28 protein-coding genes are annotated in these 25,004 nt (G+C 37.9%); 19 read left to right on the top strand and 9 right to left on the bottom strand.

Annotated features, from left to right (window positions below):
- Positions 1-177 precede the first annotated feature (177 nt).
- The 4 genes from RB215_RS17280 to RB215_RS17265 all read left to right on the top strand — a co-directional run bounded on the left by RB215_RS17280 (position 178) and on the right by RB215_RS17265 (position 3,228).
- Complete coding sequence (locus RB215_RS17280) at positions 178-1,053, top strand: sensor domain-containing diguanylate cyclase (protein ID WP_309217262.1); 876 nt, start codon at positions 178-180, stop codon at positions 1,051-1,053.
- Positions 1,054-1,151: 98 nt separating this feature from the next.
- Entirely contained in the window at positions 1,152-1,868 is a 717-nt protein-coding gene (locus RB215_RS17275; RefSeq protein WP_041454972.1) for a Sir2 family NAD-dependent protein deacetylase, read from the top strand.
- Positions 1,869-1,931: 63 nt separating this feature from the next.
- Positions 1,932-2,729 (top strand): response regulator, encoded by a 798-nt coding sequence (locus tag RB215_RS17270; protein WP_309217261.1) that lies wholly within the window; start codon positions 1,932-1,934, stop codon positions 2,727-2,729.
- 181 nt (positions 2,730-2,910) lie between these two features.
- A complete protein-coding gene (locus RB215_RS17265; RefSeq protein ID WP_011329807.1) occupies positions 2,911-3,228 on the top strand; it encodes a hypothetical protein in 318 nt (105 codons plus the stop codon).
- Between the two features lie 227 nt (positions 3,229-3,455).
- Here RB215_RS17265 and RB215_RS17260 read toward each other — a convergent pair whose 3' ends face one another.
- Positions 3,456-4,769: a M20/M25/M40 family metallo-hydrolase gene (locus tag RB215_RS17260; protein WP_208835250.1), complete on the bottom strand. Its 1,314-nt coding sequence runs from the start codon at positions 4,767-4,769 to the stop codon at positions 3,456-3,458.
- 451 nt (positions 4,770-5,220) lie between these two features.
- Here RB215_RS17260 and RB215_RS17255 point away from each other — a divergent pair, with 451 nt between their 5' ends.
- Positions 5,221-5,478 (top strand): type II toxin-antitoxin system Phd/YefM family antitoxin, encoded by a 258-nt coding sequence (locus RB215_RS17255; protein WP_011329809.1) that lies wholly within the window; start codon positions 5,221-5,223, stop codon positions 5,476-5,478.
- Complete coding sequence (locus RB215_RS17250) at positions 5,466-5,765, top strand: type II toxin-antitoxin system RelE/ParE family toxin (RefSeq protein ID WP_011329810.1); 300 nt, start codon at positions 5,466-5,468, stop codon at positions 5,763-5,765. The genes RB215_RS17255 and RB215_RS17250 overlap by 13 nt, the downstream gene beginning before the upstream one ends.
- A 233-nt stretch (positions 5,766-5,998) precedes the next feature.
- Here the strand turns inward: RB215_RS17250 and RB215_RS17245 are convergent, their stop codons facing one another.
- Positions 5,999-6,679, bottom strand: a complete 681-nt coding sequence (locus RB215_RS17245; RefSeq protein WP_309217260.1) for an SDR family oxidoreductase — start codon at positions 6,677-6,679, stop codon at positions 5,999-6,001.
- A 55-nt stretch (positions 6,680-6,734) separates the two neighbouring features.
- Positions 6,735-7,733: a DUF4382 domain-containing protein gene (locus RB215_RS17240; protein WP_309217259.1), complete on the bottom strand. Its 999-nt coding sequence runs from the start codon at positions 7,731-7,733 to the stop codon at positions 6,735-6,737.
- 226 nt (positions 7,734-7,959) lie between these two features.
- Here RB215_RS17240 and RB215_RS17235 point away from each other — a divergent pair, with 226 nt between their 5' ends.
- The gene (locus tag RB215_RS17235; protein WP_011329813.1) at positions 7,960-8,826 is read left to right on the top strand and encodes a mechanosensitive ion channel family protein; all 867 of its coding nucleotides are present in this window, start codon (positions 7,960-7,962) and stop codon (positions 8,824-8,826) included.
- A gap of 290 nt (positions 8,827-9,116) precedes the next feature.
- Here RB215_RS17235 and astB read toward each other — a convergent pair whose 3' ends face one another.
- Both astB and RB215_RS17225 read right to left on the bottom strand, forming a co-directional pair.
- Positions 9,117-10,463, bottom strand: a complete 1,347-nt coding sequence (gene astB, locus RB215_RS17230; RefSeq protein WP_309217258.1) for an N-succinylarginine dihydrolase — start codon at positions 10,461-10,463, stop codon at positions 9,117-9,119.
- Between the two features lie 402 nt (positions 10,464-10,865).
- Positions 10,866-11,300, bottom strand: coding sequence for a MarR family winged helix-turn-helix transcriptional regulator (locus RB215_RS17225; protein WP_011329815.1), 435 nt, complete (start codon positions 11,298-11,300; stop codon positions 10,866-10,868).
- Positions 11,301-11,428: 128 nt separating this feature from the next.
- On the opposite strand from RB215_RS17225, the gene RB215_RS17220 reads away from it, so the two are divergent.
- From RB215_RS17220 to RB215_RS17200, 5 genes are all read left to right on the top strand, one after another.
- The gene (locus tag RB215_RS17220; RefSeq protein WP_011329816.1) at positions 11,429-11,857 is read left to right on the top strand and encodes an organic hydroperoxide resistance protein; all 429 of its coding nucleotides are present in this window, start codon (positions 11,429-11,431) and stop codon (positions 11,855-11,857) included.
- 156 nt (positions 11,858-12,013) lie between these two features.
- Positions 12,014-12,358, top strand: a complete 345-nt coding sequence (locus RB215_RS17215) for a metalloregulator ArsR/SmtB family transcription factor (protein WP_179807735.1) — start codon at positions 12,014-12,016, stop codon at positions 12,356-12,358.
- 162 nt (positions 12,359-12,520) lie between these two features.
- The gene (locus RB215_RS17210; RefSeq protein WP_182683734.1) at positions 12,521-13,534 is read left to right on the top strand and encodes an ArsJ-associated glyceraldehyde-3-phosphate dehydrogenase; all 1,014 of its coding nucleotides are present in this window, start codon (positions 12,521-12,523) and stop codon (positions 13,532-13,534) included.
- A 12-nt stretch (positions 13,535-13,546) separates the two neighbouring features.
- Complete coding sequence (arsJ, locus tag RB215_RS17205; RefSeq protein WP_309217257.1) at positions 13,547-14,767, top strand: organoarsenical effux MFS transporter ArsJ; 1,221 nt, start codon at positions 13,547-13,549, stop codon at positions 14,765-14,767.
- A 102-nt stretch (positions 14,768-14,869) separates the two neighbouring features.
- Entirely contained in the window at positions 14,870-16,990 is a 2,121-nt protein-coding gene (locus tag RB215_RS17200) for a methyl-accepting chemotaxis protein (RefSeq protein WP_011329820.1), read from the top strand.
- 83 nt (positions 16,991-17,073) lie between these two features.
- On the opposite strand, the gene RB215_RS17195 is transcribed toward RB215_RS17200, so the two are convergent.
- Positions 17,074-17,658, bottom strand: a complete 585-nt coding sequence (locus RB215_RS17195; RefSeq protein WP_011329821.1) for a TetR/AcrR family transcriptional regulator — start codon at positions 17,656-17,658, stop codon at positions 17,074-17,076.
- A gap of 110 nt (positions 17,659-17,768) precedes the next feature.
- Between RB215_RS17195 and RB215_RS17190 the strand changes: the two genes are divergently transcribed.
- Entirely contained in the window at positions 17,769-18,311 is a 543-nt protein-coding gene (locus RB215_RS17190) for a carboxymuconolactone decarboxylase family protein (protein ID WP_011329822.1), read from the top strand.
- Positions 18,312-18,384: 73 nt separating this feature from the next.
- Here RB215_RS17190 and RB215_RS17185 read toward each other — a convergent pair whose 3' ends face one another.
- A complete protein-coding gene (locus RB215_RS17185; RefSeq protein ID WP_011329823.1) occupies positions 18,385-18,912 on the bottom strand; it encodes a hypothetical protein in 528 nt (175 codons plus the stop codon).
- 61 nt (positions 18,913-18,973) lie between these two features.
- On the opposite strand from RB215_RS17185, the gene RB215_RS17180 reads away from it, so the two are divergent.
- From RB215_RS17180 to RB215_RS17155, 6 genes are all read left to right on the top strand, one after another.
- Positions 18,974-19,336: a DUF1294 domain-containing protein gene (locus tag RB215_RS17180; protein WP_011329824.1), complete on the top strand. Its 363-nt coding sequence runs from the start codon at positions 18,974-18,976 to the stop codon at positions 19,334-19,336.
- 110 nt (positions 19,337-19,446) lie between these two features.
- Positions 19,447-19,941, top strand: coding sequence for a DsrE family protein (locus tag RB215_RS17175; RefSeq protein ID WP_372811411.1), 495 nt, complete (start codon positions 19,447-19,449; stop codon positions 19,939-19,941).
- Positions 19,941-20,564, top strand: a complete 624-nt coding sequence (locus tag RB215_RS17170) for an SGNH/GDSL hydrolase family protein (RefSeq protein ID WP_309217255.1) — start codon at positions 19,941-19,943, stop codon at positions 20,562-20,564. The genes RB215_RS17175 and RB215_RS17170 overlap by 1 nt, the downstream gene beginning before the upstream one ends.
- A gap of 81 nt (positions 20,565-20,645) precedes the next feature.
- Positions 20,646-22,214 carry an EAL domain-containing protein gene (locus RB215_RS17165; protein WP_226898040.1) on the top strand — a complete coding sequence of 523 codons (1,569 nt, stop codon included), beginning with the start codon at positions 20,646-20,648 and terminating at the stop codon, positions 22,212-22,214.
- A 57-nt stretch (positions 22,215-22,271) separates the two neighbouring features.
- The gene (locus tag RB215_RS17160; RefSeq protein ID WP_309217253.1) at positions 22,272-22,793 is read left to right on the top strand and encodes a hypothetical protein; all 522 of its coding nucleotides are present in this window, start codon (positions 22,272-22,274) and stop codon (positions 22,791-22,793) included.
- Positions 22,794-23,077: 284 nt separating this feature from the next.
- A complete protein-coding gene (locus tag RB215_RS17155; RefSeq protein WP_309217251.1) occupies positions 23,078-23,767 on the top strand; it encodes a LuxR C-terminal-related transcriptional regulator in 690 nt (229 codons plus the stop codon).
- A 52-nt stretch (positions 23,768-23,819) separates the two neighbouring features.
- Here RB215_RS17155 and RB215_RS17150 read toward each other — a convergent pair whose 3' ends face one another.
- Both RB215_RS17150 and RB215_RS17145 read right to left on the bottom strand, forming a co-directional pair.
- Complete coding sequence (locus RB215_RS17150; RefSeq protein WP_011329830.1) at positions 23,820-24,593, bottom strand: CsgG/HfaB family protein; 774 nt, start codon at positions 24,591-24,593, stop codon at positions 23,820-23,822.
- A complete protein-coding gene (locus tag RB215_RS17145; protein WP_011329831.1) occupies positions 24,593-25,003 on the bottom strand; it encodes a curli assembly protein CsgF in 411 nt (136 codons plus the stop codon). Before RB215_RS17145 ends, RB215_RS17150 begins: the two co-directional genes overlap by 1 nt.
- Position 25,004 lies beyond the last annotated feature (1 nt).

The following is a 25,004-nucleotide window of genomic DNA, read 5'->3' as shown; positions in this document are numbered from 1 at the left end:
ACTCCGTTATTTTGCAGCAATGAGGGTTTTAGTTTAACTACCAATGAGTAATACTTTACTTTCGCTACAAAAAATCATGATTACAAAAGCAATTTATTGCTATTTTTACAAGTATATTTTAACGTTAATATATTGAATACTTAACTAGCTTCACCTTGCTTTAGAGGCAAAAAAAGTATGACAAAAAATGAGTTAATAGAACTAGAAGATGTGCTTGATTTAATGCTTGATGCTGTGTGCGTGGTAAATAAAGTAGGTAAGTTTGTATTTGTAAGTGCCGCGTTTGAACAAATATTTGGTTATAAAGCTGCCGAAGTAGTAGGCAAGCCTATGATTGATTACGTTTATAAAGGCGATCATAATAAAACTTATAATGCCGTTGCTTCACTTTTGTCGGGCGAAACAACTCATTCACGGTTCGAAAACCGCTGGGTTCGTAAAGACGGTCAAATAATACATATTTTGTGGTCAGTGTGCTGGTCATCAGATCACCAAGTAAGAATTGCAGTTGCTCACGATATTACTGAGCGAAAAAAAATGGAAGAGCAGCTTTATTATATGGCTGGCCACGATGGGCTTACAGGTTTACCAAATCGCTCATTACTAATGGACAGGTTACAGGCTGCAATAGTAAAAGCAGAAAGAGAAAATACACTATTTTCGATATTATTTATTGATATTAATGGCTTTAAAGCTATTAATGATACGTATGGCCACCTTATGGGTGATAAGTTACTGCAACACATAGCACAGCGGCTTTTAAGCGTAGTAAGAGAATACGATACAGTAGGGCGCTTAGGCGGAGATGAGTTTTTGATCGTGCTAGAGGGCTTAAGTAGCGCTGGCGATACCACGGCCATTAAAAGAAAAATAATTGGGCAGTTCCAACAGCCATTTGAACTAGATGAGCTATCATTAAATGTATCTCCGAGTATTGGAATTGCAAATTACCCCACCCATGGAGAAACAGACCATCAATTAATAAAACACGCAGATCAAGCCATGTATAAAATCAAAAGAATGAGTGCCAATAGCATAGATTACCCAACTTAAAATTAAACGCTCAAATAATAAAAAAGCAGGCCAGTTAGGTAAGTTAAGTATTTTATGTTACATAACTTGGATTCAAATAGTAAGTGCAGAGGTTAGCAATTAATACGTTATATATTACAGGCGCGGGCGTTAGCGCAGCCAGCGGTATTCCTACCTTTAGAGGTGAAGATGGTTACTGGACTATTGGTAGTAAAAATTATACACCAATGCAAATGGCCACACGCGCTATGTATCAAAACGCCCCTAAAGAGTTTTTAGCTTGGTATTACCACAGGTTTGCAACGTATAGAAACCACGGCCCTAACGACGTACATTATTGGCTAAAAGATAAAAACCTAATAACTCAAAATATAGATGGGCTTGATGGTAAAGCAGGAAATAAAAACTATATTGCAGTTCATGGCAGGTTAGATCAAATGACCCTGTTTCATCAGCAAGGCGAAAACGTAGAAACGGTGATTACCCCTTGGGATGAGGTAGATGAGGCTCATTTACACAACTCATTATTTGAGGTGTTTAATATTCAAAACCAAGCGCCAGTGCTTAATCACTCTTTTAAACCGTTTGTATTATTATTTGATGAATACTACACCGAGTTATATAAAATTAGCGAAGCACAACAACGCATGGTCAATGCCGATAAAATTGTATTTATGGGTACATCGTTTAGCGTTAACATTACCCAAATGGCGCTGGAAATAGCCCGCGAATACAATATTGCGTTAGAAGTTGTAGATCCACACCCAGCACATATTTTACATCCAAATGTAAGTTATAAAAAAATGACCGCGCTTGAATATATTCAGAGTAATTAAAGTTTTAAACCGAGTGTTAGCTCCTTATAAAAACAGCAAGATTATAATAATAAAGAGATATAAATGAGTGACTTAACTGAAATAGCTAATCTATCAATATTATTGGTCGAGCCTTCAGAAGTGCAGCAAAAACTGATCATAAAATCATTAATACAAAGTGGTGTAAAACAAATAGAAACCGCCACTACACAAACCCAAGCTTTAACCCTGCTTGCAAATTACCAACCAGATTTAGTTATTAGCAGTATGTACTTAGCTGACGGCACCGCCGATTCACTGCTACAAAACATTAGATCGAACCCGCGCACAGAGCACCAAGCATTTATGTTGGTATCGAGCGAGCGTAATAAAAAGTATCTTGAGCAATTAAGACAATCGGGCGTGTTAGCTATTTTACCTAAACCCTTTACCAGCGAAGCCATTACCCGAGCGCTTAAAGCTACCTTAGATATAATTAGCGAACAAGAAGTAGAGCTTGAACACTTTGATGTTACTTTGCTGCGCGTATTAGTGGTTGACGATAGTCGCTTTGCTCGTAAACATATTATTCGGGTGCTTGCTGGTATGGGAATACCTGCGCCGGTAGAGGCTGAGAATGGCAAACAAGCAATTGAGCAGCTAAACGAGCAAGCGTTTGACTTAATAGTAACCGATTATAATATGCCGGAAATGGATGGCCGAGAGTTAACAGCAGCGGTTAGAGGCTCAAATAGCTATTCGCATATTCCTATTTTAATGGTGAGCTCAGAAGCCAATGAAACCCACCTAGCAAACATCTCTCAAGCCGGAGTGGATGCCATATGCGACAAACCGTTTGAACCAGCAACAGTGAGAGATTTACTATTTAAAATAATGTTTTAACAAGTTTAAGCAAGTACTCGAAGAAATAGCAGTATTTTAAGTTATTATCCGGAGCTCAGGTTTATTACTTTACCCCTAATATTTAGGGTATAAAGCAATAAAGAGACAATTTTATTTTTGCTATTTATATACTAAAGTATAAAGGTTAGTAACTCCTGACTACTTTAGCTAAGGACACATTATGTCTGATCCCGATATCAATAATCTCAATAGTAAAGACGCTGCTGGTAAGCAAATAGAGGCAATTGTTGCAGCAAAAAAAATGGCTATAGATGAAATTCTCAAAGAAAAAAGAATTGCAATTGCAGAGATCAGAGCTGAAATGGACTTAGCTATAGATGAAATACTCTGTGAGTCGGACAACCCTGAAGAAGGGCTTAAAGTTAATGATATGGCCGAAGCAGTTAAAAGAAAACGCAAAAAAGGCAAAAGAGACAGTGATAGAAGAGTACGCGATGCTGATTACGATAGCCATGAGAAAAAGCACCGTGAAACATAAAATTAATAGTACCAGCGTTGGTGATTGTAATGGTTCAATGGTGAGTTAACTACCCAGATCACCTTATACATGCAACATTACTTATGCAAAAGGCCAATTTTATTGGCCTTTTGCATACTTATTACCAGAATTAAAGCTAGGCTAAAGAGTAGGGTTAACCTGCTCTTGGGTTAATGGCATTAAACATAATTAGTTGGCTCACTGGTAGAAAACATTAAATAATAATCTTACAGCTGTCCTAACCTGTAAATAAGCAATGCGGTTTTTTTTATGTTTTTATCAAGGCTAGTTAAATCGGCAGTTTCGTTTTTAGTGTGCGCGCCACTGCCCATTAAGCCCAAGCCATCAAGTGCCATATTAACATGGCTTGCGGCAAACGAAATATCCGCAGCGCCTGCATTGCGTGGATTGGCTGCCACTACTTTGTTGTAACCTAAATCGTGGCTCGCATCGCTGTATAATGCTAATAGCTTTTTATTGCCATCGGTTAATGCCATTGGCGGGTAGCCGTCTTCAAAAATAAGCTCTGCTTTACTGCCATTTAAACTATTACTAGCTATGAGTTGCATTGACCTTTTTGCGTTTTCTAATTGTTTTGGTGAAAGTGCGCGTAAATCGCCTGCTATATGTACGGTTTGTGCTATTACATTACTTTTACCAAACGCAGTTGCTGACGAATTAGCGCTGTCGTAGTCGGCATTTGTGCCACCCACAATAAGCCCTGGGTTAAAAGTTAAATTAGGTTGTGTGGCAAGTTGTTCTCTAAAGCTATTTAAAATACGCGATGCTTCGTAAATAGCGCCATAGCCTACATTATCACTAAATATTTGCGACGAATGCGCCGCTGCAGCACTTACGTTTAGCGTCCAGCCGGTATAACCACGGCGCGCCGCCATGGCGGTTTTAATATTGTTATCGCCATTTTCAAAGCCTAAAGCAACGTCTGCCCACATTGCCGCATCAACAATGGCTTGTTTAGATAAGCTAAGCGGACGACCGCTGCTTTCTTCATCGCCAGTGAGTATTACTTTTATGCTTACATTTTCAAGTAAGTTAAGCGCTTGCAAGCTTTTAAGTGCGGTAATTATTATCGTGTTACCGCCTTTCATATCGGCAACGCCTGGGCCACTGGCTGTATCGGCATCAAGCTGTTTGTAGGTTGTAAAATCATCGTGTTTGGCAAAGACTGTATCTAGATGGCCGATCATCAGTATTTTTATTGCATCGGGGTTTTTACTCTCAAAGGTAGCTAATACATGCCCTGCGCGGTTAAACGCACTGCCATCCAGCCATTCTACTTTAAAACCAATAGCTTTAAGCTGCTCGCTTGTCAGCGCGCCTACTTTTTTTACACCTGCAATATTAAGCGAACCGCTATTAATATTTACAGCTTGCTCTATTTCTTGCAGTGCTTGAGGAATATTTTTATCGACCTGTTTTACTATTTCACGCTCGTTTTTATCAAGCGCAGCATGACTTATAAGCGGTAAGGTACTAGCAAGTGTGAGTATTAGTGCATGGCTAAATTTTAAAAATGACATAACAGCATAATAAGTGAGAAATAAGAGTATTTAATATGAAGTAAAATTAATTAGGATTCAATAGGAGTAGATTGTGATTTTTAACTAATTTTATAAGCAATAACGAGTTACAAGTTTAAGAGTTATAGGGTGAACGCGTTATTGGTTTAAACACAGGTATTTAAATATAACCACTTAATTAATAATCAACGGGTATAACTAATCAGCTATACGTCTGATATTACTAAACTCCACCATTTTGGGGTTTTGCTACATTTAGAAAAGGTAAGGCGAAGCTAACTAACTGTTTACAGTTGTTTATTTTATAGCTTGGTTAAGTTGTTGTAATATAGGAATATTTCGATTTGTGAAATGACAAATATCGTAGGCTAATTTTTAGTCGTGTCGTTGTAACCTCCGGCTGCTGTGATACTATAGTGATACATTACTTAAGTTCTAGATAGGATTTTTTATGAAAGTTGAGCTAGTTACGACTCTTAAACGCCAAGCTACTAAAATATTAGCTGATCTTCATACTTCAAAAGAGCCTGTGTTAATTACAGAACATGGTAAACCATCTGCTTATCTAGTTGATGTTGATGATTATGAATTCATGCAACAACGAATAGCAATCCTTGAAGGTGTAGCGCGCGGTGAACAAGCTATTAAAAATGGCCATTTATTCTCTAATCAAGAAGCAAAAGAGAAAATGAGTAAATGGCTGAAATAATATGGACATCTCCAGCTCTCGATGATTTAAATTATGTTGCTGAATATATTGCTTTAAGTAATCTGATTGTGGCTAAAAAATTGGTTCAAAAAGTATTTGAGAAAGTATCAAGGTTAGAAAATCATCCAGAATCAGGTAAAAGGCCTGCTGAGCTAAATAACTTAAACTACCGAGAAGTTATTGTTAATCCGTGTCGTATTTTCTATAAAATTGAAAATGATAAGGTTTATATTTTACATGTAATGCGACAAGAGCGAGATTTACGCAGGTTTCTTTTACAGAATTAAATACGGTTAACAAGTAAATCCACTAGTATGAAAATTTGGCTGAATCCATCTTGATTACTAAGAAAATCGCAAATTAAAATAGAGCGACAAGTGCAGTTTAAAAAATATAACAGGGTTTTTAAACGACCAAAATTTTTCTCTTAAACAGCTCTCAGCCCATATTTAGGACAAGCAACCATCAGGTTTAACACCATTAGCATTAAACCTGATAGCTAAAATCGACCAAGCTACATTTAATTAGTCGGCATTAAATAAATCTCGCGTACGCTGTTGCGCTGGTTTGCTTCAATAGCAAAAAGTACTGCGTCAGCGACATCTTGTGGGTCGAGTTTGTCGGGTTTTGCTTCATCAAAAAACGGGGTATTTACCATACCTGGTGCTATGGTTGTACAGCGGCCATTCCACTCGCTCATTTCTTGTGCTAAGTTTTGTCCAAAGCCATAAGCAAACCATTTAGTTGCACCATAAATAGAGCCGCCAATTGGCTTACGGCCAGCGGCAGAGCTGGTTAATATAAAGTGTCCGGTAGTTTTGCGTAAATATGGCAGTGTTAATTTTGCGCTCCACAATAGGGCTTTAATGTTTATATCGATCATGGTTGACCACTCATCCGGGTCGCCTTTTTCAGTGCCAGCAGTTGAAACGCCCATACCTGCGTTAGCAAAGGCTACATCTAATCGGCCAAACTTTTCAATGCCTTTTGTTACCACATTTTCAAGCGCGGTAAAGTCGGTTGCATCTGCGGCTACAGCCAGTGCGTTATCTGATCCTAGCTCGGCAACAAGTTGGTTAAGTTGCTCTTCTCTACGGGCGGTTAATATAACTTTATGACCGTTGTTTACTAAGGTTTTTGCCGTTGCTTCACCAATGCCACTAGAAGCGCCGGTTATGAGTACTATTTTCTCTTTTGCCATGGTTTTTTCCTTGTTAACAAATGAATAAAGGCGCAGCTCAATGTGCGCCATGCAGTTATTGTGCTATGTCAAAACTGACTGATAAATCTTCAGTTTGCGTTAGACTAATTTGTTTCAGTTGATAAACATTAAAGTCAGCATCTACTTGCTCTGCATCGTCTATGTGTGCGCTACACGTATAACCAAGTTGGTAGTCGCCTGGTGTTACGAATGCGAGTTCAAATTCGTATTCATTATCGTCCGCATCAAATACAACATTGGCAGTCGCCAGCGGAGCGTTATCAGGCGTTTGGTCATCTATTTCATGCATATCTGTAGGGGTTTGTGCCTGCGCAGAGTAAAGGTAAACAGCATGGCCAAATGATGAATCATCAGCGGCAAGAGCAATGTTATCAGTCTCGCAATTGTTTATAAGTGTTTGGCTTACAGTGCCTTCAATATCTTGTGATTCAGAAAGGTTTTGTAAACGCACGCCGCGAGGTTTTAAAAAGACTTCGTTATTATTTTGTGGATCAACTAACGATTTTTTTAAGTCAAACTCTAATACAAACTCGTTGTCGGTTTGATTGAGTGTAAAGCCATCTAGCTGAATTTCACCCACGCCATCATTACCTTTTCTTTTTACGATAAGCGGTGCAATGCTGCCGTCTTCATAAACTACGTGAGATGTTAAGCTAAGGTTGTTCGTGTCGCCGTTTATCACTTGTGCGCGGATCCACGAATAATCCCCAGCGGGGACTTCTTGATCGTCAAGTAATTGAAAAATATCGTCGCCCGTATAGTCTAGTAAATTGACCATTTGCGCTAAGGTGGAATCGTTTTTAGAGCGAGTTGCAAAGCTAACTTCTTCACCTGCTTGGGCTTTAATTGTTATTGAATCAAACACCACGTTAACTTGTTTTAAACCAGTGACTGGTGCGTCGGAAATGCCTAAGCTAAAAGTGGTTTTATCACTTGCTTGCGGTGGGGTTGTTTCAGCCTCGTCATTTGATGAGCCACAGCCTGCTAAGGCAAAAATAATAGCGCTACTTAATATTGTTGATTTAAAGTTCATGCATGTTTCCTTTTATTTGATTTGTTAAGTGTATGTATTTAACCCTTAACCTAAATTGAATTAAAAATATGAAGAGTTAGAACTTTTAACATGCTGTTTTAAATGGTTTTTAATTTTATCGATTTAATTGTTTTTTACTATATACTCGCGCCACTTCTTTTGAAGTCGTTTTTATTAAATTTAACCATAATTTTGCTGAGTTTCAGCCACATTTATCGGAACAAACATGAAAGATAAACTTTTAGCATTTTGGCAAAGCCATTCAGAAACAATCATCACTTTAGGATACAAAGTGATTTTAGCTTTGGTGATTTTAATTGCCAGTGGCGTAATTGCCCGCGCTGTTAAAAGAGCAGTTAATGGCTCTAAATCGCCGCTTAATAAATTAGATAAAACTTTGCTGCCTATTATCTCTCGCCTTTCGAGTTACTTGGTTTATATAATTGGCTCGTTATTTATTTTAGATATTTTTGGGGTCAATACCGCCAGTTTAGTGGCACTAATGGCCGCTGCAGGTTTAGCAATTGGTTTGGCGTTAAAAAGTACGTTAAGTAATATAGCTGCAGGTATTATGTTATTAATACTGAGACCTTTTAAAGTAGGTGACTTTATTGATGCCAGTGGTACATCGGGTACGGTGAGCGAAATTAACTTATTCACTACTATTTTTAAAACCACCGACGGCCTTTATATAGCCTCTCCTAACGGCAAAGTGTGGGGTGGTAATATTAAAAACTTTACCCGTAACGGCAAAAGACGCATGGATATTGTAGTGGGTATTTCGTATGCCGATTCAATAGACGATGGCTTAAATGTACTTAAACAAATAGCCAGCTCAGAAGGGCGTTTACTAGCAGAGCCAGCGCCAAAAGTAATGGTGGTATCTATAGCCGAAAGTTCGGTAAACCTACAATTACGCGCATGGACTGTAAATGGTGATTACTGGCAAACAGTGTGGGATCTTAATAAGCGCGTTAAAGAGTCTATTGAGCAAGCAGGGCTAACAATTCCATTCCCGCAGCGCACTTTGCACTTACCTGAGTCGCTAGCAACAAGCGTTACAATTAATAAAGACACTGCAAAAGTAGATTAATATTAGCAGTATCAGCACACATAAAAATAGCGAGCTAAGGCTCGCTATTTTTTTGTTGTATCGTTTGTAATTATTTAACCTGAACTCTGGTTAAGAGATTTACTAACGTATTGAATCGTATTTATATTTAATTTTATTTTCTCTAGCCAGAGGTTTTCAGTGAAAACAAGGCGAATTTACGCGTCAATAGCTGGCCTATTGCAAGTAAATTCAACGCAGTTAGTGCTGAAAATAGCTGCTTGAGATAAGTTTATTATCCGGAGCTCAGGTTATTTAGCTTAAGTAAGTAATTAACCTTCTAATTGAAAGTCGTACACTGAGCCTAAATTAAGTAGTTGGGTTAGCTCATCAAGTGCTTGGTAACTTTCGCTCAGCAGTGCTGGGTCGGCAAAGTCTTTAGCACCTAATTGGTCGCGGTAGTTACGTTGTGCCCAGTTACACAATTGCGTGTATTTAGTGTCGGTTAAAATAACGTCTGGGTTTACTGCAGCGAGTTCTTGCTCGTTCAAAGCAACCCGTAAACGCAAGCAAGCTGGGCCGCCGCCATTTTGCATACTTTGGCGTAAATCAAAAAAGCGTACTTGGTTTATAGGATTATCGGCCATGATCATTTCTTCAATGTAGTCGTTAACCGCGCTATTACGTTGGCACTCTTTTGGCGCTACTAATAACATAGAGCCATCACTTAGGCTTACTAGTTGGCTATTAAATAAATAGCTACTAACAGCATCTTGAATAGTTACTTTACTTGTAGGTACTTCAATAATATAAAATTGTTTATTACCAACATAGGCTTCGCGAATATCTTGCAATGCTTGCTGCTGATTTAAAAATGCTTGCTGATGGCACAGCAGTACGTTGGCATTACCTACTGCGATAACGTCGTTATGAAAAACCCCTTGGTCAATCACATCAGGGTTTTGCTGCAGTAAAATTTGGCTGGTATCTTTTAAGTTGTGCAAGCGGCAAATTGCTTCAGAGGCTTCGAGTGTTTGCCTTGCAGGAAACTTAACCGGTTTTGGTAAATGGCTGTTAAATGCACTGGCCCCAAATACAAACATTTCTAGGCCTTGCTCGCCATGGCTGTCGCAAAAACGGGTGTGGTTTGCTGCACCTTCATCACCAAAAAAGCCTTGATCGGGTAAATGGGTATGATGCGCAAAGTGGTTTTGGTTATTAAACATTGCTTTTAACAACCGCGTTGTGGTGGCAGGCTCTAACGAGCGATGAAACTTATTATTTAAATTTGCAGCGGTAAAGTGCACTTTGCCATCGGTTGTATCGGGCGATGGCGACACAGTTGCGGCGTTTGCTGTCCACATTGCTGAGGCTGAATAACATGCGCGTAATAAAATAGGATCGGCGTTAAAAGCTTTATTAATAACTTGCGCGTCGTTACCGCTAAATCCCAGGCGGCGCAGTATATTTAAGTCGGGACGTGCATGGGGGGCAAATACACCTTGAGTTAAGCCTTTGTCGTGCATGGCTTTCATTTTTTCAAGGCCTTGAAGCACCGCCTCTTGGGGATTTGAAAAGCTAGCGGCGTTATTTAACGAAGCAACGTTACCATACGATAACCCCGCATAATTGTGGGTAGGGCCAACTAAACCATCAAAATTAACTTCTAAGGCAGGCATACACATTCCAAATAAATTGTTTAATAGAACTAACAATACAATGCATTGGGTTTACTTGCAAAGCGACACCAACAAGAAAAGCTTAACGGCTGAGAATACGCTCTTTATCAGCGGTAGTACGCGGATTATTTGGCTCGTTTACTTGCCAAAAACTAACATCTAAACGCCATAGTGAATAAAGTGTGTGATATAAATTAAACATAGCTTTTCCTTTGAAGTTTTTTAAACACATAAAGTGATAGGAAGAAGTATGCCAACGTTTAATTGAATATTTTATGAATACGAATCAATGAATTAGTGTTTTTATATAAAAAAGTTGCTAGCTTTTTGCACTTATATGGTGGGTTTTTTGGGCTGTATGCACTTATTTGATACACGCGCTATTTTAAACGGTTTATGTAATTAATTAGATAAATCGTTAACGACTAAGTCGAGTAACTGCATTAGTTGTTTTGCTTGCTCTGTATTTACGTTATTAAATTTACACAGCACTTTGCTAGGTATATCAGCCGCTTTTAGCTTTAGTGATTGCCCCTGTTGAGTGAGTTGCACTAAACGCTTGCGCTTGTCGTGCTCGTCTTTTACTACGGCAAGTAATGACTTGTCGGTCATTTTTTTTAGTATTTGGGTCATTGCACCGCCATCAATCGCGGTGTTATTTATAAGCTCGGCAATGGTTATTTGGTCTTGCTCCCACAATGCCATCATTACTACATACTGCGGATAAGTTAAATTAAGTTCAGCTAAAGGCTCCCTATAAGCGCGAGCAATACTATTAGATGCCATATATAAACGATGACATAACTGATTTTTTAATTTTAACTGCTCAAACGACATGCTTTAACCTCTTTGCTGAATAAAGTGTATTTTAATTTGCATGCAAAGTATTTGCAATCTATATTTAGTTGTTCTATTATTTTGCACACAAACTAAATAAATTAACTTTTTAAATTGTGGAGTTCATTATGAATGTATTACAAAACGTTGCCTATACAGCAAAAGCAACTGCAACCGGTGGCCGTGAAGGCACAGCTAAATCTGATGATGGTCGTTTAAATGTAGATTTATCAACTCCTAAAGGCTTAGGCGGCGATGATGGTAAAGGGACTAACCCTGAACAATTATTTGCAGCAGGTTACGCGGCATGCTTTATTGGCGCGCTTAAATTTGTAGCAGGCAGCGAGAAAATTACTCTGCCAAGTGACACGCACATTAATTCAGAAGTGTCGATTGGCGCTATTGACGGTGGTTTTGGTATTGCAGTTAAGCTAGCAGTGTCGCTGGGTGATATGGATAAAGCGCAAGCACAGGAGCTTGTAGATAAAGCGCACTTAGTATGCCCATATTCAAACGCAACACGCGGTAATATTGAAGTTGAGCTGTCGGTTATTTAATAACAAAACTCGCTAATATTTAAAAAGCACACAATAACCTTGTGTGCTTTTTTGTTTTTGAGGTCATAAAAATAAATATACGAAAAATCGTATATTCAATATTTCATATATTCAGTTTTTGTTTTATTGTGTACATATTAACGATACGAGGACGCTATGGAACAATTCAACCCCCTGCAATTTTATAAATGCCTAGCGGACGATACACGTTTAAAGGCCATACTGCTTATTGCTGATCAGCAAGAGTTATGTGTTTGCGAATTAGTTGCGGCACTTAATTTAAGCCAACCTAAAGTGTCACGTCATTTAGCACAGCTTCGCCAATGCGGATTGCTCACAGATCGAAAACAAAACCAATGGGTGTACTACAGTATTAATAAGGCGCTACCAGATTGGGCACAAATAGTAATTACGCAAACACGTGTTGCAACAGCATCATTTTATAAAAGTGATTTAGAACGCTTAAATGCTATGGGTAATCGCCCTGAGCGCTGTTGCTAAGTAACCTGATCTCCGGGTAATAAACTTATCTCAAGCAGCTATTTTTACTGAAAACCTCTGGCTAGAGAAAATAAAATTAAATATAACTATGACTCAATACGTTAGTAAATCTCTTAACCAGAGTTCAGATTAAGTAATTAATATAACAAAAGGTATTTTATTATGACCATTAAAGTAGGCATTAACGGTTTTGGCCGTATGGGGCGTTTAACGCTGCGCGCAGCGGTTGACTGGCCAAATATAGAGTTTATAAAAGTAAATGATATAGCGGGCGATGCTAAAACCCATGCCCATTTATTGGAGTTTGACTCAGTGCATGGGCGTCTACATCACCCTGTTACTGCTACTAATAATATTATTGAGGTTGGCAAACACAATATAACTGTAAGCAACCATAAAACCATTAACGACAACGATTGGTCTGGTTGCGATGTAGTAATAGAAGCCAGCGGTAAAATGAAAACGACCCAGTTACTAAATGCGTATTTAGCCCAAGGTGTTAAACGCGTGGTGGTGACCGCACCGGTAAAAGAAGAGGGCATTTTAAATATAGTAGTAGGGGTGAACGATCATCTTTATAAGCCAAGTGAGCACAAAATAGTTACTGCGGCCTCCTGTACCACCAACTGCTTAGCGCCTATTGTGAAGGTATTGCAACAAGAAGTGGGAATTAAACACGGCTCCATAACCACTATTCATAGTATTACCAACACGCAAACCATTATTGACGCACCACATAAAGACCTACGCCGAGCACGTTCTTGTGGCACAAGTTTAATACCAACAACAACAGGCAGCGCAACAGCCATTACGCATATTTTTCCTGAGCTTAAAGGTAAATTAAACGGCCATGCTGTACGTGTACCACTTACTAATGCCTCAATTACCGATTGTGTGTTTGAACTGCAGCGCAGCGTTAGTGAAGATGAAGTAAATGGCTGGTTTAAAAGTGCGGCTAATAACGAGCTTAAAGGTATTTTAGGCTACGAGGAAAAACCACTGGTATCGATTGATTACGCAACCGATCCGCGCAGCAGCATAATAGATGCGCTTTCAACTATGGTAATTAACAACACTCAGCTTAAATTATACGCTTGGTACGATAACGAGTGGGGCTATGCAAATCGTACTGCAGAGCTAATGCTAAAAGTTGGTTTAAGTGATCAATCAAGTTAATAGGCTAATTTAATGTTTGCGCAACTAGCTAACTTACCAAGCTCACTAAAACAGTATTTTATCATTACCGGCAATTATTGGGCTTTTACTTTAACCGATGGCGCACTGCGAATGTTAGTGGTGCTGTATTTTCACCAGTTAGGTTATGGCGCATTAGCGATTGCTATGTTGTTTTTGTTTTACGAAATATTTGGCGTGATCACTAACTTAGTGGGGGGATGGTTAGGAGCGCAACTTGGCTTAAATAAAACCATGAATATAGGCTTAGGGCTGCAAATACTTGCGCTTGCTATGCTTTGCGTGCCAACAGATTGGTTAACGGTTGCTTATGTAATGGCAGCACAAGCGTTAAGTGGGATTGCCAAAGATCTAAATAAAATGAGCGCCAAAAGTGCTATTAAATATTTGGTGCCGCAAAACAGCAGTGGGCAAAGTCAATTATATAAATGGGTTGCCATACTTACAGGCTCTAAAAATGCATTAAAAGGAGTGGGCTTCTTTTTAGGTGGGGTACTGCTTACTTTATTTGGTTTTGTTGGTGCGTTGTTTACTTTAATCGTTTTATTGAGTGTTGCCTGGGTTATAAGTTTAGTCTTTTTAAAAGGCGATATAGGTAAGGCCAAAAACAAACCTAAATTTAAAACGTTATTCTCTAAATCTCGCGCTATTAATTTACTTAGCACCGCACGATTGTGTTTATTTGCCTCGCGAGACGTGTGGTTTGTAGTGGCTCTGCCTGTGTATTTAGCCACGCAATTTAACTGGAACCATACTTGGGTGAGTGGCTTTATGGCACTGTGGGTAATAGCGTATGGGTTAGTGCAATCGCAAGCACCGCGAATTACTGGGCAAGTTATTACCTCTGGTTTTAATACAGTTAATAAAGCATATAAATGGGTTACGCTATTGTGCGTTGTAACTGGCGTTTTAGCGCTGCTAATGCAATTTAATAGTGCGGTAAATTATACGCTTATAGTGGGCTTATTTATTTTTGGTGGGGTGTTTGCTGTTAATTCATCGCTACATAGTTATTTAATAGTGAGCTTTGCCAGCAGTGATGGTGTGTCGCTCGATGTAGGCTTTTATTACATGGCCAATGCCATGGGGCGCTTACTGGGTACTGTGCTTTCTGGTTGGGTATTTCAGCTTTATGGGTTAGTGGCGTGTTTATGGGTTAGTGTTTTTTTACTCATTATGGCTGCAATAGCCACCGCTTTTTTGGCTAAACGTTAAAGCTAAACTTTTGTATGAGATTACTGTTTTAGCACTAAATTAATAGCTTCATTTTATAGATCAACTAAACTATATACGTTAATTAATTAAAGGGTGTGATGAATGCGGGAAATAGCGTTAGCAAAAAAGTTATTGTGGCTCTCAGTGGGCAGTATATTTATAACTGTATTAGTACTGTCTAGTATTTTATGGTGGCAGTTGTCATTAAGTAATAAAGATTTAGCGGCCAAGTCTGAAGAATATATAGTTGCTGAAGTAGAAGAAAAACTTAATGCAAACGCGGCTGTTTACGGTGAAAGAATAGCTGGATTTATTAACGAAGCCTACCGAATTCCCTATACATTGGCAGCATTACTTGGCGACGCAGCACAGCAAAATAGCTTAAACCGAGATACAGTGGTAAGTATTAACCACGCTATTATTGAAAAAAACACTCTTTTATCATCGGTTTACTCACAGTTTGAAGCCAACGCTTTTGACGGCCAAGACGCCTACTTTCAGCAAGGTTATAAACATTCTGTTGATGGTGCTGGCACACTTGAAGTATATATTACCCGCGACGAAAACGGTGTTATTGAACAGCAAAAAGTAGCTAACGCCGCAGATAAATACATTACAACACTTAACGAGTTTGGTATTCGAGAGGCACATTGGTATTTATGTGCTAAAGACACACTTAAGCCGTGTATTATGGAACCCTACCTATACGAAATTCCCTCTGGCGATTCGGTTATGCTAACGTCTTTAACAGTGCCTATTTTAAAATCAGGGCAGTTTATTGGTATTACTGGCGCTGACTTAACACTACCTACATTTCAAACCATGACAGAGCAGCTTTCTAAGCAACTTTATAATGGCAAAGCAAAAGTAACCTTGCTGAGTGATTTGGGGTTAGTGGTTGGTAGCAGCCATTATAAATCTAAATTAGGGCGTCCTTTTAAAGAAGCTGTTAACGCAGTAACGATTAATAATTTAGAAAAGCTAAAAGATCACAGTGGTATTTTTAAAGCTAACGATCAGTATTTAGTTAATTACCCAATTAATATTAAGCTTGCTAATAGGCAGTGGTCATTAATTATAGAAGTGCCAGCAGAGCTTGCACTGGCTGGGCCGCAAGCTCTTTCGCAAAACATGCAGCAAACTGCGCAGTCACTAGGGGTTATTATTTTAATAACCGGTTTAGCAATTGCAGTTGTTGCTTTTATTATTATGAAGCTAGTTATTGGCAGTATTGTTGCTCCACTGCAGCAAATTCAGCAACGCGTTGATAACCTTGCTAGCTCGGAGGGCGACTTAACCCATACGCTGCATGTAGAGTCGCATGCAGAGCTAATTGCATTAGCCGATGGCTTTAATCGATTTTTAACTAAGCTTAGAGTGTTAATTGCACAGCTAAAAGATGTGTCTGATCAAACTAAGCAGCAAGGTGAAATTGCCCAGCATATTGCTATTGACACTAAACATAATGTACAAGCGCAGTTTCACGAAATTGAAAGCGTAGTTACTGCAATGAATGAAATGAGCGCAACTGCACTTGAAGTTGCTCGCGCATCAGAACAATCGGCGCAACAAGCGGGTGAAATTAATAGCTTAGTGGTAAGCAGTGAAACGAGTTTGTCATCAGCCATGAGCCAAGTTAAAACCATGTCTGAGGAAATTAAAGAAGCTAACCAAGCGGTGCAAAAAGTGGCATCGCGCAGTAACGACATAACGCAAATTTTAGATGTTATTCGTACTATTTCAGAGCAAACTAACTTACTTGCGCTAAATGCTGCAATTGAAGCTGCACGAGCGGGTGATCATGGTCGAGGCTTTGCGGTTGTTGCAGACGAAGTGCGTGCACTGGCGTCAAAAACGCGCTCATCAACCGATGATATTAGTCGATTAATTGATAGCTTGTTGCTTGAAGTAGGTAATGCCTCAACGGTTATCGAAAAAGGCGTAGTACGGGCACAAAGTGCAGTTGATGAAACTTCAGTAGCGTTTGATGCACTGCACAGCGTGGTAATTAAAGTGGACGAAATTACCAATCAAATTACGCATATTGCTACCGCAGCTGAAGAGCAAAGCTTAGTGAGCGAAGAAATAAACCGTAATTTAACGCTGATATCAGACGCGGCTTCGCAGCTATCTGATTTATCTTCACAAGCAGGTGACAGCAGTGAAGTACTTAATAAATTAGTTGCGCAACAAGACTCAGAACTTAATAAGTTAAAAACGTAATAGTTATTTAGCACTGAGACAAAATAAAAACGGCAGTAATTTAAATTACTGCCGTTTTTGTTCAAATAACTAAAATGAGACGTTTATAAGCTTTTTATGATCTTAAACATTTGATCTATCATTGGCTGAGCCAGTGACTCAACACCCGGGCGATTAAAATAACCACGTAAACCAGTAAACTGCACTTCAAAAAAGCGTGCATACTCTTGCGCAGATATATTATTACTTAACTCATTTTTTGCTATTGCTTGTTCAAAAAGAACCGAAAGGTAGTTTTCAAATTTATCAATTAAATCTAAGCTTAGTTGATATAAATTGCTGTCTTTATCTGCAAATTCACAGTTGGCCTTTACCAGCATACAAATAGCACTAGGCGCACTTTCTTTTTTTGTTATTACATTTTCAACAAAAGCGCGCAGCCCACCCAAAATAGTATCTGATGTGGATAGGCATTCTTTAATCTGGCTCTCCATTTGTACTGTGTAGTCTCGTAAAGATTCAATATAAAGCCCTTCCTTAGAGCCAAAAGCAGAGTAGATACTGCCAGGTCGCATATTAATAGCTTCTTGTAAATCACGCGTCGATGTTGCATGAAAACCCTTTTCCCAAAATAGCTGACTTGCAAGGCGGACGACTGTCTCACGCTCAAACTTAATCTTATTCGCCATCTCATTTCTCAATTATTTGAACACATGCTCAATTTTAACTTGAACAACCGCTCAAAATCAAATAGTATGTGTCTCGAAGTTAACTAACTAATTATTTATTGGAGCTAAACATGACAGAATTTACTTTATATACAGCAGAAAATGCACCTGAAGAATCAAAATCTCTTATGGCCGATTCAGTAGCTGCGTTTGGTATGGTACCGAACCTACATGCAGTAATGGCAGAAGCACCTACTTTACTTAAAGGTTATCAAGTACTGCATGAGCTGTTTCAAAACACGTCATTTAATGCTGAAGAATTAACGGTTGTATGGCAATCAATTAACGTTGAACATAACTGTCATTATTGTGTGCCAGCCCACAGTGCAATTGCAGCGTCAATGAAAGTTGATCAAGGTATTGTTGATTCGCTAGTAAATAAAACACCACTTGCTGATCCTAAGCTTGAAGCACTTCGTGAAACCACACTTGCAATGGCACGTGACCGCGGTGTGATAAGTGATGAGCAGATTGAAAAGTTTTTTGCAGCGGGTTATGGCAAGCAACAACTGCTTGAAATTATTGTAGGCTTATCGCAAAAAGTAATGAGTAACTACACTAACCACCTTGCAGATACGCCAGTTGATGAACCATTTAAAAAATTCATAAAGTAGTTTATAAATTCTAAGTAGTTATGAAAAAGGCAGCCTTGGCTGCCTTTTTCAATTAAATGTTGTTATAAACGCTTTATTGAAACTTAACCTGCTGGTTACTGCGTGTATAGGTTCGGGTTGCAGGTTTAGTCCACTCGCCTTTTTTTAAGTACGAGGTTGATACAATAAATTCATCACCTTTAATTTCGCTGGTAGACTTAACTTTAGTTATGCCTTCTTTATTTCCCGTTACTTCTTCATAGGCTACAAACTGAGTAGGGCTAAGTATCTTCATTGTGCCTTTAGTGTAAAACCCCGCCGTAGTGAAATAATAAAATACTAATGAGTCTTTTTTACTATCGTAAAATATCATCGACTCGCCGCCATACTCTCCTTCATTGATTGAATGTATAGTACGAATAGCTTTACCGTTTAAAGCCCGCTGCCATTTACTAATGTCTTGCTTTGGCTTTGCGCCTTCAGGGACTGTAAAATTAGCCTGCCATGTGCCTAAATATGGCTTAAATGCGCTGAGCTCTTTAGCTAAATCAGCTGGCTGTGCATTTACAATGGTTGTAAATACAATGCAAAAGGTTAGTATCAGTGTTTTTAAATATGACATAATTACTGCCTAGTATAAGTGAATCTGGGTATGGCCTAGATACAGTATAGGTGAGAGTTACTTGATTAAAAAAGCATTATTACTTTTTTCGATTGGTTTTTTGTGTGTATTAACCGTAGGAGGGCTGTTTAGCTATTGGCCTACAATTGCCGCAAGTGTGTACGTACTTATGAGTACAATTACCATTTTAGTTTATAAATGGGACAAACGTTTGGCCATGAGTAAAAAGCAGCCAGTGGTGAGAGTGCCAGAGCGAACTTTACACCTCTTAGCATTATTATGTGGCTGGCCGGGGGCGTTAATCGCTCAGCAATGGTTTAGGCATAAATCACAAAAGCGTATTTTTATAGCCGTACTTTGGCTCACCATAATTATTAACTGCAGTGCGTTATTTGGCGGCTACTATTATTGGCAACTAGGGTAAAACATTACTCGTAGATAGCTTAAAGTAGTTCAAAAAATGACTATTAATTAAAATATTAAAAATAAAAAGGAATAATATTAATGAAATCTTTTATTTTAGGTCTTGGCCTAATGTTTGTAAGCCTGCCAGTATTTGCGAATGACTTAGAGCCCGCAATAAAAGACTTTGGCTTTTTTTATAATGTACCCTCACATGCACCTATAACGCAAAACACACATTTTAAAATTGCCTTTGATGTTGGTAAAGGCGCGCAAAAAGGTGAGCAAAATAATGGTATGAATTCTTTAGCGCGGTTTATTAATATGCATATAGCACATGGTATTAAACCAGAAAATATAGAGCTGGCACTCGTAATACATGGCAGTGCAAGCGTAGATGTGCTTGATAATAATACATATAAAAACCGCTTTGAAGTCGATAACAAAAATCAAAGCTTAATTGAGCAATTACTTGCTAATAATACGGTGGTTTATGTATGTGGGCAGTCGGCCACGCACTATAAAGTAGCTCCTGAGCAGTTAATAAAAGGCGTAAAAATGTCGTTATCGGCAATGACAGCACATGCGCAGTTACAACAGCAGGGCTATACGCTAAACCCTTTTTAATGATAAAAAACATATTATGCTTTGGGGATTCCAATACTTGGGGTTTAAATCCGCAAACAGGAAAACGATTTAGTGCTACAGTGCGCTGGCCAGCGAAGCTTGCTGTAAAGTTAAGGGCTAATTTTACAATAATAGAAGCTGGGCAGCCTAACCGTGCTTTAGTAAACAACCCACCGTTTGCAGGTGAGTTATCGGGCGTAACTTATTTACAGTCTTACTTAAATGAACTTGAAATAGATTTAATTATTATAGATTTAGGTACTAACGATCTGAAAAATCGGTTTAGTTTAAATGTGCACGATATTGCCGCTGGGTTAACAGCATTAATAGATTCAATATTGAATTTTTATGAGCAAAGCAATGCGCCAGGCTCTCCAAAAATTTTAATACTTAGTCCCGCTCATGTACGAGAAGTAGGAAGTTACGCAGGCGTATACAAAGGGGCAGAGCAAAAAGTAGTGCAATTAGCAGCAGCATTTGCAAATGTTGCTAGCATAAAACAATGCTCATTTTATGATTTGGCAAGGATTGTGAGTGTTTCAAATGAGGATGGTGTGCATTTAGACGAAAAACAGCATCAAAAAATTAGTGATGCATTAGAGACGATTATTCGTGAGTTTTAATTTTTAAATATTTATTGTAAATATATTATCAGAAACTTGAATTTTCAGTTACTTATGTAATTATTAAAGGACTTTGCATAAATGGGGATACCTCAATTTACAATGAAACAGCATCCTAAAAAAATAATAGTAGTACTGCTATCAGGTGGATTTATATTTGCATTAGGTTGCTTTATTTTATTGTACTTTGCGGGTCAAAAATTAGTAGCGCAAACACATTCAGACTCACAATATTTACTCTCCCAAGTAGACGATGGTGTAGAGGAAAGCGTTCGTGTTTTAACTAAATTAAATAACCTAAATTTTACTACTTGTAACGAAGCGAATTTACTTGCTATGCGGCGGATGCTATTTGATGCCAAGTTTGCTATTGATATAGGCTACTTTAAAAATAATACATTAATCTGTACTACAGGTGCTGGTATGCTTGAAAATCCTTTACCAGATAACCAACCAGATTATATTGTAAATAAAAATAAACCTTCACAAATAGGCATACGCTTTGAGTCTGATCTTTACTTATTACTTTTTACTAAGCGCCCACTAAAAGTACTAATTATTCGCCAAGGCAATTATAACCTCATACTAAAATCAGAAGTATTCGATCCTAAAATTATTGTAACGCCTAATTGGCAGGTTTTTTATAAAGAATCTGAAAACTTATTTCATTTAGCTGGGCAAACAGGGATTCATAATAATATAAAAAGTAATGACTATTTACATTACGAAACGAATATAACGTGCAGTAATAATAATAGAAATTATTGTGTTGCTTTGTATTTGCCATGGGATGTATTTTTTGCCGATAATCGTCAACTATTTATTATTTCGTTTATTTTAATTTGCTTGGTGAGTATTTCGTGTGGCTTATTAGTTGATGAGCACCTAACTACGCGCCGCTCAATTGTAAGCAGGATACGTAGGGGATTAAAGAGCGGTAATTTTTATTGGGTTTATCAGCCAATAGTTAATTTACAAAGCGGAAAAATAATTGGTTGCGAGGTACTTGCGCGCTTTAAAGATGATTACGGGGTGCTTACACCGGATCAATTTATTCCTATACTTAGACAAATTAATTTAACTTGGTCTTTTACCAAAATAATGATTAACACTGTACTTAATGAGTTAGAAAGTGCAGAGCAGTTACCAAGTGGATTTAAGGTGTCATTAAATATTTTTCCTTGTGATGTAGAGCAAGGGAATGTGTTGTCATTACCGAAAATAACCGGATTAATGCAATCTAAATTTGTAATTTGTTTAGAAATAACCGAAGACGAGTATTTAGATTCAACTATTGCTCATGGCTATTTTAAAACATTAATCGAGTCGGGTTTTCGCTTGTCGCTTGATGATTTTGGCACTGGGTATTCAAACCTAAAAAACTTACATAATTTGAGTTTCCATCAGCTTAAAATAGACCGTTCATTTGTACAAGACATAGCTACGGAAGGCTTAAAAGCCTCTATGATCCCTAATATTATGGAGTTGGTACACAAATTTGGTTATACCTGTGTGGCAGAGGGCATAGAAACAACAGAGCAAGAAGTCATTTTAAAAGAAGCAGGGGTACATTACGGGCAAGGCTGGAAGTATGGCCGGCCTATGCCTATTTTAGAATTTAAAGAGTATATAGCTAGATCGATAAAGTAATGCTTAGCGTATATAAAAGCACAGGTGTTACTTTAAAAATTATAATTAGGATTTACTATGGCTAAATCAATACTCACTGCTTTTTTATTTATATTTTTAGCGGCATGTTCTACTCAGTACCCAAATCAGCAAGTAATTGGTAAACAATTTCCAACGATTAATGGTGAAAGTTTAACGCAAAATAAAGTGATTATTCCAAGCAGTCTTACTGCTGATAAAACACTTTTGCTTATAGGTTATAAGCAAGATAGTCAGTTTGACATTGATCGCTGGTTAATTGGCTTAGATATGAGTGGTGTAGTTATTCCTACCTACGAACTACCCACTATTGCTGGTATGGCACCTCGCATGTTTAGTGCATTTATAGACAGTGGTATGCGTAAAGGGATTCCAAAAGAGCTTTGGGCTGGGGTAATCACTATTTATAAAGACGGCGAAAAAGTACAAAAATTTACTGGTAATCAAAATCCTAACAATACCCGTGTAGTCCTTATAAATAACAGCGGTAAAATACTTTATTTTTACGATAGAGGCTTTTCAGTTGATGCGTTAAATAAGTTAAAAGAGACTATAAACTAAATTTATTGATTGCTCTTTTTTTATAGCTTTACTCTAAGTTTTAATTTACTTGTGCTAGCTAGCCCTAGCCTCTACTAATATGAATTTTTGTTTCGTTAATTATAGTGTTTTAGACAATAACTAATGGTTGTTCTGGGTTAAATTAATAGATACTTAAGGCTGCAAAGTACACTGATAGTTAGCTGAAAAATAGGTGATTAACAACTGTGAACAAATGTAAAAACCGTATTGTAAGTTGTTCAAAAATTAGGTAGTGTTACATAAGAATTCTAAGGAAGAGTTTTATGTTACAGCAATCAGCTTTTATAAAAACAAATTTAAAATCATCGGCTTGCTCGTATAATTATCAAGATATTTTAAGAACCCTCCAGGCTTTGTTCAACACTATAAATATGGATGATGCACTGCCAAACGTTGAGCAACGTCCACAATATACTTTGTATTTAATTGATGGCGCCACGCATAATTGGCACAACCTTGTACCTGCAGATTTAATCGCTTTAGCGAGGCAGTATAATGTGGTGATATTTAATGTTGAGCGTAAAGCTATATGTGAGAAAAACTTGCTACTTAATCATGTTAATGGTGTGTTTTATAAATCGACGCCAAGTGAGGAAGTTTTTAAAGGTTTAGTTAAAATAAATGCAGGCGAATTATGGTTTACTAGAATGATACTCTCCCAAGCATTTAGCGACATTTTAGTTGCGACCTCTTCGTTTAGTAGTTTACACGAAGGCATAGAATTAAAGCAGGACGATTATCAACATTTAACTAAACGAGAGCGTTCAGTTATTCATCTTATCGCGCAGGGGGCGAGTAATAGTGTTATCGCAGATAAATTAAATATTAGCGATCATACAGTCAAAACTCATTTATACAGTGCATTTAAAAAAACAAGTTCTCGTAATAGGGTTGAGCTGGCCAACTGGGCGCAGCGTTACATATCGGTTTTATTACCAATGAGTAAACAATAATTACATACATTAAAAATGGCTACTTTAATAAGTAGCCATTTTTATTTGTTACTTAACTTGCTTTTTTAGCCCACAAGCCTTTATCAATACCTTTAGTTATAAGATCAGTGAGTGCTTTTTCAATTGCTTGAGTAACACAAATACTCATTGGCTCGTTATCACTATAACCTGCTTCTGCCTCGGCAAGGCGCTTATAACTTACATACCTAAAAAAGCCTGCACGCATCTCTTGGCTCAATACTTTTTTACTGGTTGCTACCGAGAGTAATACTTGCCCTGTACGTACGTCTACGGCACGTAAATAAATAGATATAGCATCTTCTCTATATAATTCAGATGCACCTATACCAAAGTACTCCATTCCTAGGCCACCGGTTTTTACATTGGTGTCATAACTAATAATACCGCCTTCTAAAATAATTTTAGCTGTTGTTAATGGCGGTAAATCGGCTTGATTTGGGTTTTCTGACTGGGCAGCACGAATGATTTTCCGCTCAGTTAGAATGTTTTGTAACCCTTCGCGCTCAACCGGTGTAAACCAATCTGATTCATGCAATGCCTGAATTAATATGGAATTAGCCCCTTGAGTAACTGCGGTTGAAAAAGAGCTAACATTCGTTTGCGGTTTGTATTGACCCGTTTGATCTCTAAATGAATAAACAGAGACGGGAATGCTGCCCATTGGCTTGGGTAAGTTTTTTAAATCAGCAAAAATCTCAGTAGGCTCTAAACTTATGGCTTTTTGTTGCGATGGCGGAATTAAATTTCCTATCGTTGTACAGCCCGTTAAAGTAAGTAATATTATTGTTATTAGCAGTTTATACATTATCCAAACCTCGGTACTTCGATGATCACAATAGTGCCATCTAGCATATTTGTTATTTTTACAGTAATAGTATCTGTGGTACTGGTGATCACTTCAATTTGGTAGTCACCACTCATAAATATAGAGTCTTGATTAAATATGCTGTCTTCAGAGTCTTCACCAAATGCCATATTGGTAATTTCTCTGACCATTCTATTTAGGTAAGTACGCTGTAAAGAGTCTTGAAATTGTTCTGCATAATCTCTTTCGATGACAGGTGCTTTGTGTTTGTTTTGCGCTTGAGCTTTACTCAACAACATATTTGCATTGAGTGGGTTGCCGCCAAAACTTGGGTTAATTGGGGTGTAAATTAATTCAGTTGCACTAGCTGAAAAGCTTAGAGTTATTATTATAAGTAGTATTTTATTCATT

Source organism: Pseudoalteromonas sp. HL-AS2 (genome assembly GCF_031198805.1).
Taxonomy (GTDB): domain Bacteria; phylum Pseudomonadota; class Gammaproteobacteria; order Enterobacterales; family Alteromonadaceae; genus Pseudoalteromonas; species Pseudoalteromonas nigrifaciens.
The sequence above is the reverse complement of the archived record's forward strand: the minus strand, read 5'-3'. Positions and strand labels throughout refer to the sequence as shown.

Excerpts from the sequence above, each read along its gene's own strand:
- RB215_RS17280 (WP_309217262.1), top strand. The coding sequence starts at position 178 with ATGACAAAAAATGAGTTAATAGAACTAGAAGATGTGCTTGATTTAATG.
- RB215_RS17270 (WP_309217261.1), top strand. The coding sequence starts at position 1,932 with ATGAGTGACTTAACTGAAATAGCTAATCTATCAATATTATTGGTCGAG.
- RB215_RS17265 (WP_011329807.1), top strand. The coding sequence starts at position 2,911 with ATGTCTGATCCCGATATCAATAATCTCAATAGTAAAGACGCTGCTGGT.
- RB215_RS17260 (WP_208835250.1), bottom strand. The coding sequence starts at position 4,769 with ATGTCATTTTTAAAATTTAGCCATGCACTAATACTCACACTTGCTAGT.
- RB215_RS17255 (WP_011329809.1), top strand. The coding sequence starts at position 5,221 with ATGAAAGTTGAGCTAGTTACGACTCTTAAACGCCAAGCTACTAAAATA.
- RB215_RS17250 (WP_011329810.1), top strand. The coding sequence starts at position 5,466 with ATGGCTGAAATAATATGGACATCTCCAGCTCTCGATGATTTAAATTAT.
- RB215_RS17245 (WP_309217260.1), bottom strand. The coding sequence starts at position 6,679 with ATGGCAAAAGAGAAAATAGTACTCATAACCGGCGCTTCTAGTGGCATT.
- RB215_RS17240 (WP_309217259.1), bottom strand. The coding sequence starts at position 7,733 with ATGAACTTTAAATCAACAATATTAAGTAGCGCTATTATTTTTGCCTTA.
- RB215_RS17235 (WP_011329813.1), top strand. The coding sequence starts at position 7,960 with ATGAAAGATAAACTTTTAGCATTTTGGCAAAGCCATTCAGAAACAATC.
- astB (WP_309217258.1), bottom strand. The coding sequence starts at position 10,463 with ATGCCTGCCTTAGAAGTTAATTTTGATGGTTTAGTTGGCCCTACCCAC.
- RB215_RS17225 (WP_011329815.1), bottom strand. The coding sequence starts at position 11,300 with ATGTCGTTTGAGCAGTTAAAATTAAAAAATCAGTTATGTCATCGTTTA.
- RB215_RS17220 (WP_011329816.1), top strand. The coding sequence starts at position 11,429 with ATGAATGTATTACAAAACGTTGCCTATACAGCAAAAGCAACTGCAACC.
- RB215_RS17215 (WP_179807735.1), top strand. The coding sequence starts at position 12,014 with ATGGAACAATTCAACCCCCTGCAATTTTATAAATGCCTAGCGGACGAT.
- RB215_RS17210 (WP_182683734.1), top strand. The coding sequence starts at position 12,521 with ATGACCATTAAAGTAGGCATTAACGGTTTTGGCCGTATGGGGCGTTTA.
- arsJ (WP_309217257.1), top strand. The coding sequence starts at position 13,547 with ATGTTTGCGCAACTAGCTAACTTACCAAGCTCACTAAAACAGTATTTT.
- RB215_RS17200 (WP_011329820.1), top strand. The coding sequence starts at position 14,870 with ATGCGGGAAATAGCGTTAGCAAAAAAGTTATTGTGGCTCTCAGTGGGC.
- RB215_RS17195 (WP_011329821.1), bottom strand. The coding sequence starts at position 17,658 with ATGGCGAATAAGATTAAGTTTGAGCGTGAGACAGTCGTCCGCCTTGCA.
- RB215_RS17190 (WP_011329822.1), top strand. The coding sequence starts at position 17,769 with ATGACAGAATTTACTTTATATACAGCAGAAAATGCACCTGAAGAATCA.
- RB215_RS17185 (WP_011329823.1), bottom strand. The coding sequence starts at position 18,912 with ATGTCATATTTAAAAACACTGATACTAACCTTTTGCATTGTATTTACA.
- RB215_RS17175 (WP_372811411.1), top strand. The coding sequence starts at position 19,447 with ATGTTTGTAAGCCTGCCAGTATTTGCGAATGACTTAGAGCCCGCAATA.
- RB215_RS17170 (WP_309217255.1), top strand. The coding sequence starts at position 19,941 with ATGATAAAAAACATATTATGCTTTGGGGATTCCAATACTTGGGGTTTA.
- RB215_RS17165 (WP_226898040.1), top strand. The coding sequence starts at position 20,646 with ATGGGGATACCTCAATTTACAATGAAACAGCATCCTAAAAAAATAATA.
- RB215_RS17160 (WP_309217253.1), top strand. The coding sequence starts at position 22,272 with ATGGCTAAATCAATACTCACTGCTTTTTTATTTATATTTTTAGCGGCA.
- RB215_RS17155 (WP_309217251.1), top strand. The coding sequence starts at position 23,078 with ATGTTACAGCAATCAGCTTTTATAAAAACAAATTTAAAATCATCGGCT.
- RB215_RS17150 (WP_011329830.1), bottom strand. The coding sequence starts at position 24,593 with ATGTATAAACTGCTAATAACAATAATATTACTTACTTTAACGGGCTGT.
- RB215_RS17145 (WP_011329831.1), bottom strand. The coding sequence starts at position 25,003 with ATGAATAAAATACTACTTATAATAATAACTCTAAGCTTTTCAGCTAGT.